This is a genomic window from Paenibacillus dendritiformis, assembly GCF_021654795.1.
GTDB lineage: Bacteria > Bacillota > Bacilli > Paenibacillales > Paenibacillaceae > Paenibacillus_B.
Window position 1 is genome coordinate 3745859 of sequence record NZ_AP025344.1, and the last position, 11625, is coordinate 3757483.

Annotated in this window: 11 protein-coding genes; 2 read left to right on the forward strand and 9 right to left on the reverse strand. The window is 59.7% G+C overall.

Features of this window, described 5'->3' with window-relative positions; genetic code table 11:
* Window positions 1-14: 14 nt before the first annotated feature.
* From L6439_RS16605 to L6439_RS16620, 4 genes are all read right to left on the reverse strand, one after another.
* On the reverse strand, window positions 15-1289 hold the full coding sequence (locus L6439_RS16605; protein WP_168178041.1) for a glucuronate isomerase: 1275 nt from the start codon (window positions 1287-1289) through the stop codon (window positions 15-17).
* Between the two features lie 82 nt (window positions 1290-1371).
* A complete protein-coding gene (locus L6439_RS16610; protein WP_213468201.1) occupies window positions 1372-2547 on the reverse strand; it encodes a Gfo/Idh/MocA family protein in 1176 nt (391 codons plus the stop codon).
* Between the two features lie 223 nt (window positions 2548-2770).
* On the reverse strand, window positions 2771-3724 hold the full coding sequence (locus L6439_RS16615) for a helix-turn-helix transcriptional regulator (RefSeq protein ID WP_237096504.1): 954 nt from the start codon (window positions 3722-3724) through the stop codon (window positions 2771-2773).
* Between the two features lie 20 nt (window positions 3725-3744).
* Window positions 3745-4875, reverse strand: coding sequence for a M20/M25/M40 family metallo-hydrolase (locus tag L6439_RS16620; protein ID WP_213468200.1), 1131 nt, complete (start codon window positions 4873-4875; stop codon window positions 3745-3747).
* Between the two features lie 89 nt (window positions 4876-4964).
* Here L6439_RS16620 and prli42 point away from each other — a divergent pair, with 89 nt between their 5' ends.
* Window positions 4965-5066, forward strand: a complete 102-nt coding sequence (gene prli42 / locus L6439_RS16625) for a stressosome-associated protein Prli42 (protein ID WP_087442602.1) — start codon at window positions 4965-4967, stop codon at window positions 5064-5066.
* 141 nt (window positions 5067-5207) lie between these two features.
* Here prli42 and lipB read toward each other — a convergent pair whose 3' ends face one another.
* The 5 genes from lipB to lpdA form a co-directional block, all read right to left on the reverse strand.
* On the reverse strand, window positions 5208-5936 hold the full coding sequence (gene lipB / locus L6439_RS16630; protein WP_213468199.1) for a lipoyl(octanoyl) transferase LipB: 729 nt from the start codon (window positions 5934-5936) through the stop codon (window positions 5208-5210).
* A gap of 61 nt (window positions 5937-5997) precedes the next feature.
* Window positions 5998-7365: a dihydrolipoamide acetyltransferase family protein gene (locus L6439_RS16635; protein WP_168178036.1), complete on the reverse strand. Its 1368-nt coding sequence runs from the start codon at window positions 7363-7365 to the stop codon at window positions 5998-6000.
* A 102-nt stretch (window positions 7366-7467) separates the two neighbouring features.
* On the reverse strand, window positions 7468-8451 hold the full coding sequence (locus tag L6439_RS16640; protein ID WP_168178035.1) for an alpha-ketoacid dehydrogenase subunit beta: 984 nt from the start codon (window positions 8449-8451) through the stop codon (window positions 7468-7470).
* Window positions 8442-9473 (reverse strand): thiamine pyrophosphate-dependent dehydrogenase E1 component subunit alpha, encoded by a 1032-nt coding sequence (locus L6439_RS16645; RefSeq protein WP_168178034.1) that lies wholly within the window; start codon window positions 9471-9473, stop codon window positions 8442-8444. Before L6439_RS16645 ends, L6439_RS16640 begins: the two co-directional genes overlap by 10 nt.
* Window positions 9474-9609: 136 nt before the next feature.
* Window positions 9610-11037 carry a dihydrolipoyl dehydrogenase gene (gene lpdA / locus L6439_RS16650; protein WP_213468198.1) on the reverse strand — a complete coding sequence of 476 codons (1428 nt, stop codon included), beginning with the start codon at window positions 11035-11037 and terminating at the stop codon, window positions 9610-9612.
* A gap of 184 nt (window positions 11038-11221) precedes the next feature.
* Here lpdA and L6439_RS16655 point away from each other — a divergent pair, with 184 nt between their 5' ends.
* Window positions 11222-11590 (forward strand): DUF2627 domain-containing protein, encoded by a 369-nt coding sequence (locus tag L6439_RS16655; RefSeq protein WP_168178032.1) that lies wholly within the window; start codon window positions 11222-11224, stop codon window positions 11588-11590.
* Window positions 11591-11625: the final 35 nt, after the last annotated feature.

Below are 11625 nucleotides of genomic sequence, written 5' to 3' on the forward strand. Positions count from 1 at the left end.
ATCATCCTCCTCGCTCATCCTGACGATCCGGCCGGCGCGATGCCGGCGAACGTCCGGAATTGACGGTTGAACCATTCATCCGCATCCCGTTCCATCTCTTCCCGCGTTACCGTCCATCCCGCCCGTGCGAGGCGAATATATTGATGAGCCAGCACATCGGCAATCGTGCGGCGGGAATAGTCCCATTTCGTAATCAACTGCTCCAGCACCCGGCAATCCGAATGCTGCGGAATGAAGGAGGTGCCAAGCAGTTCGGTCCGCATCCGGGTCATCTCCGCAATCATCGATTCGGTATGCAGGAACCACCAGCAGCCGAAAGGCAGCAGATTGCGGAACTTGCGGGCGAGCACCGCCAGCTCGTGCTGATTCTCGCGGGCAAGCAGGGTGGCCATGAAGCGCTGGGATGGATGGCGGACAAGCAGCCGCTCCAGCATGCCGATGTCGGTCCGCTCCCCGCGGTCTCCCGCCAGGCGCAAGGCCGGATTGACTTGACGCTTGACGCCGATCATGAGCGCGAGCGGCAGGTTCAGCTCCTGGCAGACGGGGATGACCGCTTCGTCAAGCATGCGGCTGCTCCATCCGTGATCCGGGTACCGGAACGTTCCGGGCAGCGATGCGGCAATATAGACCGCCTTCATACGCACCGCCCATTCCTTCAGGAACCGTCTCGCTTCGCGGGCATTCTGCTCCCCGTTCTGCCCGTCCCAGTCGGCTGCAACCGCAAACCCTTCCGCCTGCAGCTTCGGACAGGCCGATTCCCAGTCCAGCAGCAAGGAATCGATCCGGAGCGCCGCCAGGAACCGGGAATCCCGCACGCCGCCGCTGTGCCATACCGCACGCTCCAGCGGATCGAACGGGTCGTTGGTCATCGCGACCTGCTTCACATTCGCCAAGCGGAAAATATGATCGATATGCTCCGATAAGCTGACCGTCGCCCACGCTTCCCGCAGCGCCTCGATGCTGCGGCTTGCGATCGGCATGCCGAGGCGCTGGCATATGCCGACGACCGCGATCGCCGCTTCGCTGACGGGAGTACGTTCGACGAATAAGGTCTGGAACACGTGATTTGCCTGCCGCTCCTTGTTCCAGCCCCAGAACGTCTCCTCCGGAACGTCGGAATGCCTGAACATCTCGGCAATCAGATAATGGTAAGTCAACAGCTCGTCGATCCCCCAGAGCAACAGGGAACCGAAGTTCTCCGCATACAGATGGGTGTGCATATCGGTGACGGCGCATTGCTTCACGACCTCATGCGCCATCTGCCGAATCGCCTGTTCTTCCTGGTTCATCCACCCTCAACCTCCTTCTCCCCGTTTTTCGCCGCTGTATCCGGACGAGCCTGCACCCAGCCTGCCCTCCGGCAGACGGCGGCTACGAACCGAACGAACGGCTCATATCCGCCGGAGCCCGCGCCTCTTCCGGCGCAGCGGGCGAATAGCGGGACTGGGCAATCCGCTTCTGGAGCTCCGCATGGAACAGATCCTCGTCCAGCGGGAACGTGACCCAGTTGTCCGTCCAGGCCGACAGCAGCATCGCATTCGACAGCGTCAGACCGTGTATGCCCTCCTCGCCCGGCGCCAGGAGCGGAGCCCCTGTCCGGATCGCGTCGGTCCAATTCTGAATAATGCAGCGGTGCTCGCCGCCCTGTCCATGGACCGGAATGTCGCATTTCCAGCATTCAGGCTGTCCGAACATGCCTTCATATTGCCGGTTGAACTCCGGCTCCGGCACCCTCAGCCGCCAAAATGTCAGCTTCCCGTGCTCAATGACGACTTTGCCCCGATCCCCGGTAATCTCGAAGCGGTTCGTGCCCGGCGCCTCGCCGGTCGTCGTGACGAATACGCCGCTCGCTCCATTTTCATATTCCACATAAGCGGTAACATCGTCCTCGACCTCGATGTCCCGGTAATGCCCGAAGCGGCAAAACGCCCGCATCCGCTTCGGCACAAGGCCGGTCGTCCACTGCCACAGATCTAGCTGGTGGGGATCCTGATTGATGAGCACGCCGCCGCCTTCGCCCGCCCAAGTCGCGCGCCAGCCGCCTGAATTATAGTAGCTCTGCGGCCGGTACCAGTTCGTAATAATCCAGTTCGTCCGCCGAATCTCGCCCAGTTCTCCCGATTGAATCAGATCGCGGAGCTTCTGATAGATCGGCTGGCTGCGCTGATTGTACATGATGCCGAACACTTTGCCGCTTCGCGCCGCCCGTTCGTTCATCTCCCGGACCTGCTTCGTATAGACCCCTGCCGGCTTTTCGATTAGGACATGAAGCCCACGCCCGAATGCGTTGATCGCCGATTGCGGGTGATGGTAATGAGGGGTCGCGATCAGTACGGCATCGATTTTCCCGGAAGCCAGCATCTCCTCCTCTGTCGAATAAAACGGGATATGCTCCCCCAATTCGGACTCCGCCCACTCCCGGCGGCCGGGAACGCTGTCGCAGACAGCAGCCAGTACCGCCCCGATGATCTCGCCGCGCGCGATGCACTTCGCATGCGCGCTCCCCATATTTCCTAATCCGATGACGCCGATTCGTACGGTATCCACTCGCGTCTCCTCCTTAACTGACGAATGATGAGATGGAACGCAGCCGGAACGGTTGCATTTGTACGTAGCGTATCACAAGACGGGCTGAGTGCGCTTTCATCGGATTAAGCGTTTCCGGGACGCATTTAACTGTGGTTGGCATTCGGAAGAGCGAGCAGCCGCAGCCGGTGGAAAAAACCTTGCCTTGTTCCGTCCGTTCAGCCAAAAAAAGCTTCCGGTCAGGTTACCCCGACTCGGAAGCTTGAAGCTGCTTGCGGTATTGATCCGGCGAACAGCCGACCATTTGCTTGAACAAGCGGGAGAAATGCGATAGATGCTTGAACCCCGCCCGCATCGCCACCTCGGTCACCGACCAATCCGGTTCGGTTAAAAACCAAATCTTCGCCTGATTGATGCGGCGATGGTACAGATACGTAAAGACCGTGGTACCGGTCACTTCTTTGAACACTTTGCTGAGATAATGCTTGTTCATATGCAGGCGGCTGGCGATGTCCTCCAGCGTCATCTCCTCATGATAGCAGCCTTCGATGACCTGTATCGCTTCCTGCACCCGGATCTCGGGCTCCCCTTCCGCCGACCGTTCCGCGAGCGGCTCCTGGCACCAATCATAGATGCAGTACAGCAATTCGAGAAAGGCAAGGCGCTGCCGCTGAATGCCGACGAAGTCCCCGCGTTCCCCCATCAGGCTCATGCGGCCGAGCAGCCGCATCGCTTCGTCGACCTGGCCTTCGGACAGCCGCAAGCGCGCGTATTTCAAGGACCGGAACGGACGCAGCAGCTCCTGCGCGGCATCGCCTGCCGCATGGATCGCCTCTACATAGCGCGGATCGAAGTGAATGATGGAGCGAATATACGGATAACGGGTGTCAATATTCGGCCGGTGCAGGGTCAAGCCGTGCATCAGAATCAAATCTCCCGGCTGAAGGAGATAGATCTGATCGCCGATCAAATAATGAACATGGCCGGAATGGAACAGATAGATCTCATAGTTGGCATGAGAATGGAAATACGGCGTCTCGTAAGGCGCCGTATTGCGATATTGAAAATCGAACATCGAGGAATGATGAATGAAGGACAACCGCATCTCCTCCTTCAGGCAGCAGGGGAACGGCCCGAGCCCGGCTAACCGGCGCGGAACGGATCGCTCCCGGCCCGGTCCGCACGTACAGGCTTCCATCGAACCGCCCGGCCCGGCCCTTACGCCTTCGCCGCTTCTTCGATCAAGGCTACGACCAGTTCGCTCGTGCGTACCAGATCGGACACGTGAATGCGTTCGCTCGTCGTATGAATATCTTCATAGCCTACGGCCAGATTGACCGTCGGCACGCCCATGCCGTTAAAGATATTGGCGTCGCTGCCGCCGCCGGAATGGAACAGGCGGGAGACGGAGCCGATGCGCTCGATGGCGCGCTGCGCCAGCTGCACGACTTCATCCTTTTCCGTGAAATTGAACGCCGGATAGACGATCTCGCTCTTGAATTCCGCCCGGGCGCCGTATTCGGCTGCCGCGCTCTCCAGCGCTTCCTTCATCTTCTCCGCCTGGGCTTCGACCTTGCTCTGCACGATGCTGCGCGCTTCGGCGTCCAGCTTCACATAATCGCAGACGATATTCGTGGCGCCGCCGCCCTCGAAGCGGCCGATGTTGGCCGTCGTCTCGTGATCGATCCGTCCCAGCGGCATGCGCGCGATCGCCTTGCTGGCAACCTGAATCGCGCTGATGCCATCCTCCGGATTCACGCCGGCATGGGCCGACTTCCCGAAAATCTCCATCGAAATCTTCGCTTGGGTCGGCGCCGCCACCGCGATAGCGCCGACCTCTCCGTTCGAGTCGAGCGCGTAGCCGAGATCGGCCTGCAAATGATCGGCCGACATGGCGCGGGCGCCGACGAGGCCCGATTCTTCGCCTACCGTAATCACGAATTGAACCTGGCCATGCGGGCGATTCGTCTCCGTGATGACGCGAATGGCTTCGAACATGGCCGCCAGACCGGCCTTGTCGTCCGATCCGAGAATCGTGGTGCCGTCGCTCCGTATGTAGCCGTCCTCGCCGAGCTGCGGACGGATGCCGTTGCCCGGCTTCACCGTATCCATATGGGAAGTGAAGAACAAGCGGGTGCTGCCTTCCTGTCCCGGCGTCGCCGGCCAGTTCACGATCAGGTTGCCTGCTCCATGCCCCGTCGTCTGAGCCGTATCGTCCTCGATCACCTGCAGACCGAGCGCTTCGAACCGCTGCTTGAGCACGTCGCAGATCGCGCGCTCGTTTTTCGTCTCGCTGTCCACCTGCACCAATTCCATGAAATGCTTCACTACTCTATCCTGTTGAACCATATTCGCTTTCCTCCTGACGAATTGTTCGTTACAATAAGGGTAATGATCTGAAATTCAGCATTCGCTGAAGAAAGGAGCTTACCCGTTACATGCAATCCAAAAAGTGGTTCAAAATCATCGTCTATCTGATGCTGGCGGCCATGCTCGTATCGACCGCGCTCGTGCTGATCGAGCCATTGTTGTACGGCTGACCGCCCCCATCCGGAATGGGAGGGACAAGCTGTTCCCGCAAGACGCCTGTCCTCCCGCTATCCCCAAAGCAGCCTTCGTTCCGCGCCATACATGACCTTTTCGCCATGCCGAGGCGGGAACTCCTGCCGCAGAAGCCGCCGCTATCTGCTCAGCTCTGCCAATGGCTCGACGATCGCCTGATCGTACTCCAGCACCTCGGCCAAGTAAGGCAGCAGCAGCCTGCCGACATCCTCCACCGTAAACTCCCTGCCTGTGCAGTCCTCCAGGGAAGTGACGCCATACTCGCTGATTCCGCACGGCACAATGCCGCTGAAGCCCCCTGCCTGGATGCCGCTCTTGACGTTCAGGGCGAAGCCGTGGCTCGTCACGAAGCCACGGTGCCGGCGGCATTTATTGAACTTGACGCCGATCGCCGCCAGCTTCACGTCGCCGACCCAGACGCCCGTATACTCCGGCTTGCGGCTTCCCTCGACCCCGAACGAAGCGAGGAGCCGAATGATCGCTTCCTCCAGGGAGCGCAAGTAGCCGTGCAGGTCGATCCGCTTCCCTTCGAGCAGCAGTATCGGGTAGCCGACAAGCTGCCCCGGGCCGTGGTAGGTGATGTCCCCGCCGCGATCGATCTGGTAGACGGCGATGCCTCGCTCCTTCAATTGCTCGGGAGAGAGCAGCAAATGCTCCGGATGCCGCTGCGATCCGATCGTATAGGTCGGCGGATGCTCCAGCAGCAGCAGCGTATCGTCCCGTGCGCCGCTATCGACCTGCTTCACGATGCTTTTTTGCAGTTCCCACGCTTCGCCGTAGCCGGTGAAGCCCAGATGATGAACACGAAGCCTTCTCCCGCCTTGTGCCGATTCTGCCGTTCCATTCATCCTGATATCGCCTTCTTCTATAAAAAGTCTTCTCTCGTTCCGCTCATGCCGCGTCTAGCTCTCAATACACCTTGGTATCGAGGGTGTAACCTTCCAAATTCTCCTTCACCCGCTGCAGGAAGCGCCCGCAGATAACGCCGTCCAAAATGCGGTGATCGAGCGACAAGCACATGTTCGCCATCGAGCGGACCGCGATCATGTCGTTGATGACGACCGGCTTCTTGACGATCGATTCGAACGTCAGAATCGCCGCCTGCGGGTAGTTGATGATCGGGTAGGACAAAATCGAGCCGAATGACCCCGTATTATTCACGGTGAAGGTTCCGCCCTGCATATCATCGGGTCTGAGCCGCCCTTCGCGCGTTTTGCGCGCCAGCTCGTCGATTTCCCGGGCGAGGCCCGCAATGTTTTTCTGATCCGCGTGCTTGATGACCGGGGTCAGGACCGAGTCTTCGGTGCCGACCGCCAGCGACAGGTTGATGTCCCGCTTGACGATAATCTTGTCGACGGCCCAGACCGAGTTCATGATCGGGTAATCCTTGATCGCGTTGACGACCGCCTTCAGCACGAACGCGAGATAGGTCAGGTTGAAGCCTTCCTTGCGCATGAATTCGTCCTTGACCTTGTTGCGCAGCAGCACGAGATTCGTCACGTCGACTTCTATCATCGTCCACGCATGCGGAATCTCGGAGACGCTTTGCCGCATCCGGCTGGCGATGGTATGGCGGATAGGCGTCACGTCAATGAACGTCTCCCCGCGGCCGGCCTCCTCTACTTCGATGGTTGGTATGCGCGGCGAATCCGCCAGATGGAGCCCTGAATGGCGCACCGGCACCTGAGCCGCATCCTGCAGCGGATCGGATGAAGCCGCTGGCGCAGCCGTGCCGCGCTGGGCCGGCTGCTCTGCTTGGCGAGGCGTCTGCGCGCCCGCACCGGCTCCTCCGGCAGAGGCGGAAGCGCCCGATTCGACGGCCGCCAGCACGTCCTTCCGCGTTATCCGTCCGCCCAAGCCTGAACCCTTCAAGCGGGTCAGATCGATGCCGTGCTCGAACGCCAGGCGTTGGACCGCAGGCGAGTAGCGCCCGCTCATATCTTGCCCGGCGGAAGCTGGCGCCTGACCGCTGTCCTGAGCGGCGGCCGGCTTGTTCGCCTGCTCTGCGTTCGCCGGCTCCGCGCCCCCTTCGGTCCGGACGCGGCAGATGACGGCGCCGACGGCGACCGTCTCCCCTTCCTGCGCGATAATCTGTTCCATGACGCCCGCTTCGGTAGCCGGCAGCTCGGCGACGACTTTATCGGTAATGACCTCGCAGATAGGCTCATAGGCCTCGAACGAATCCCCGGGCTGCTTCAGCCATTTGCCGATCGTGGCCTGCACGAGCGATTCGGCCAACTGCGGCATCGTGATTTCTTTCCCGTTAACATCAGACATTGAATCTCACTCCCGTTCTTGACAACCGGCCGGACCCCGCGGATTTGCGCGGCGCGCCTATGCGCAGCGCCGGCGTTCCGCCTGTCCGGCCGGTTCCCGTCCTTAGAACAACGCCAGCTCGCGCATGGCATCCTTGACCTTATCCTTGTTCAGCATAAAGAACTTCTCCAGCGGAGGGCTGTACGGTCCTGCAGGAATGTCCGGGCCGCACAGTCTCTTGATCGGGGCGTCCAGATCGAACAGGAGCTCTTCCGCGATAATGGCGGATACCTCCGCGCCGACGCCACCCGACTTGTTGTCTTCATGAATGATCAACACTTTGCCCGTCTTCGCCGCCGCTTCGAGAATCGCTTCCCGATCCAGCGGCTGTATCGTGCGCAGATCAAGAATATGCGCGCTGATTCCTTCCTTGGCCAGTTCATCCGCAGCCTGCATCGCCATATGAACCGGCAGGCTGTAAGCGATGACGGTAATATCCGTTCCTTCCCGCACGACATTTGCTTTTCCGATCGGAACGACATAATCGCCTTCCGGCACTTCCCCGCTTATCATGCGGTAGCATTTTTTATTCTCGAAGTATAATACCGGGTCCGGATCGCGGATGGAGGCGATGAGAAGGCCCTTCGCGTCATAAGGCGTAGCCGGAGCGACGATCTTCAAGCCGGGCGTTCCGAAAAAGACCGATTCGGGACATTGCGAATGGTACAGTCCGCCGGCCACTCCGCCGCCGATCGGAGCGCGAATGACAACCGGACAGGACCAGTCATTATTGGAGCGGTAGCGTATTCTCGCCGCTTCGCTGATGATCTGGTTCGTCGCCGGGAACATGAAGTCCGAATACTGCATTTCCGCGATCGGCTTCATCCCGACCATCGCGGCGCCGATCGCGACGCCCGCGATCGCCGATTCGGCCAGCGGCGTATCGAGCGAGCGCGCTTCGCCGAATTGCTCATACAGCCCCTTCGTCGTCGTGAACACGCCGCCCTTGACGCCGACATCCTCGCCCAGCACGAATACGTCCGCATCCCGTTCCATCTCTTCCTTCATTGCCGTTCGTATTGCGTCAATATAATCGATTACCGCCATGTGCCTGCTTCCTCCTCCGCATAGACGTGCCGCAGCGCCTCTTCTCCAGCCGGGAAGGCCGCCTGCTCGGCGTAGGCAAGCTCGCGGTCCATCAACGATTTGATGTCCGCGGCGAGCTTCGCGTCCGCTTCCTCCGACCAGAGGCCGCATTCCATCAAGTACGCCTTATAGCGAGGCAGCGCATCGTTCTTCCAGTTCTCTGCCACTTCTTCCTTCGTCCGGTAGACCATATCGTTGTCCGAAGTCGAATGCGGAGTCAGCCGGTACATGACCGCTTCGATAAGGGTAGGCCCTTCGCCGCGGATCGCCCGCTCGCGCGCCTCCTTGACGGCGCGGTACACCTCCAGCACATCGCAGCCGTCGACGCGCACGCCCGGGAAGCCGTAGCCCAAGGCCCGGTCGCTGATGCGGCCCGCGACCTGCTTGTCCAGAGGAACGGAGATGGCATATTGGTTGTTCTCCACCATCACAATCATCGGCAGCTTATGCACGCCTGCGAAATTGCAGCCCTCGTGGAAATCCCCCTGGTTGCTCGAACCGTCGCCCAGCGTGACGAAGGAGACCGCTTCCTCGTTCCGCATCTTCGCCGCCAGCGCAATCCCTACGGCATGCGGCACTTGCGTCGCCACCGGACTGGACCCGGTTACGATGCGAAGACGCTTGCTGCCGAAATGGCCCGGCAGCTGCCGGCCGCCGCTGTTCGGATCCTCGGCCTTGGCAAAAATGGCCAGCATCAATTCTCGTATTGTCATACCGACGGAGAGGACGAATCCGTAGTCGCGGTAATAAGGCAAAAAATAGTCCTTTTCTTTATCCAATGCAAATGCCGCACCGATCTGGGCAGCTTCCTGACCGATGCCGGACACGTGAAAATTGATTTTTCCTGCTCGCTGCAGCAGCAGCGCCCGTTCATCGTACATGCGGGCAAGCCGCATCTTCCGGTACATGTCAACCGCTTGTTCATCCGAGAGCCCGAGGGACTCATGCCTCGTCTTCTGACGAGTATTCGCTTCCGGCGTCATGAAGCAGACCTCCTTCTTCATTCAAGTCTGTGCGAGTATAATACCAGGTACTAAGACTTGACTCTAAACATATTATACTCCCATCGTTCTCAAAAAGAAAACATCAGCTATGGTCAAGCTTCCGCGGCCGGACGCGTCAAATATGAATCGCTTTGCCTTCGATGCCCAGCATCGCTTCGGTCAATATCTCGGAGAGCGACGGATGCGGCCGGATCACCTGTCCCATCTCCCATGCGGTCGCGTTCAGCAGCATGGCTGCCGAAGCTTCCCCGATCAGCTCGGTCGCATGCGGACCGACAAGATGGATGCCGAGCAGATCGCGGGATCCGGCGTCCGCAATCACTTTGGCGAATCCTTCCGGCTCTCCGTGCACCAATGACTTGCCGACCGCATGCAGCGGCACGCGGCTTACCTTCACGTCGTAGCCTGCGGCTCTTGCCTCGCGCTCCGTCCAGCCGATCGAAGCCGCTTCCGGACGCGAGTAGATTGCCCGCGGAATGCTCCGCGCGTCATACCCAACCGACTTATCGCCGCATAGATGGCGCACGGCGGTCAGCCCTTCGGCCGCCGCGGCATGGGCGAGCTGCAAGCCGCCGATGACATCGCCAATCGCATAAATATGGGATTCGTTCGTCTGCATCCACTCATTGACGCGGATAAACCCTTTCTCTGTCTCCAAGCCGACATTTTCCAAGCCAATATTCTCGATATTCGCCTGTCTCCCTATAGATACGAGCAGCTTGTCCGCTTTTATGCTTACGCTATCCCCGTTTTCTTCAAGGATAAGATGAACTTCTCCCCGCTCTTCATCCTTATGTACTGCCTCCGGCTGAAGCGCCGCCTTCGTATGGAAGCGGACGCCCCGCTTCGCCAACTGCCGCTCGAGCTCGCGCGCCGTATCATCCTCTTCCATCGGGACAATCCGTTCCCCCGCTTCGATCACATCGACTTCCACCCCGAAGTCGGCAAGCATCGATGCCCATTCGACGCCAATGACGCCGCCTCCCAGAATGGCGACGCGCTCCGGAAGCTGGTCCCATTCCAACGCCTGATCCGTCGTCACGATAAGTTCTCCGTCCGCCTCCAATCCCGGCAGCATCCGCGGACGGGATCCGGTCGCGATAATGAGATGCTTCGGCACAATCGTATCGGCTTCCTTGTCCGGATACTCGACCGCCACCGAGCCGCTCTTCGGCGAAAAAATCGATGGTCCCATGACCCTGCCGGTGCCATAAATCACTTCAATCGCATGCTTCCGCATCAGCAGCGAGACCCCTTGATGCAGCTTCTCGACAACATCCCGCTTGCGGGCCTGCACGCGGTCGAACCGCAGCTTCACACCCTCGGCCTCGATGCCGTAGGCCGAGCAGTTCACCGCCTCCTGATACACTTCCGCGCTGCGCAGCAGCGCCTTGCTCGGAATGCACCCGCGGTGCAAGCACGTTCCGCCCAGCTTCTCCCGTTCAATGACCACGACCGATTTGCCGGCCTGCGCCGCGGCGATGGCAGCGACATATCCGCCCGTTCCTCCGCCCAAAATGGCTACATCGACTTGCTTTGTCATACCAAGCACTCCTTTATCGTCCGAATCCAATGGTTCTATTGTACTCCCTTTTTTCGGCGCCGCAAACCTGAATCTGTCATCGGCCCTGCCGTCCCAAGGGGGCGTTCCGATTAGACAATCCCACGAATTCAAGGTAAGATAAAACGTAGGTTATGATGAACATATTTCGACAGGTGATCATTTCATGAGACAGGATACGCATGTGATAACCCGCTTTATTGCCATATTGCTGCTTGTTATTCCGGGCCTGCTCGCGACCTTCGGCTTTCTGACGATGAAGAACGTCATCTTCGATTACATCGCCGACCATGGGAATGACAATCTCGCCGCCCCAGCCTTCGGCTGGCTTCCTTTCCTCGGGGGCTTCGTCATGTTCGCCATCGGAGTCGCCTTTATCGGCGGCTGGGTGTTCTACCGCGACCGCAAGCGGAATTATGTCGCCCCCCGCTTCCGCAAGAAGAAGGGGCCGCGGCCGGCCTCGTTCAAGCCAATGGCTCCGCAGCAGGCAGATGCCCGCGACAATTCGTCTTCCGAACCGCCTGCCTCTTCATAGCACAAAACGGTCTCCCCGCCCTTTCGGACGGCCGG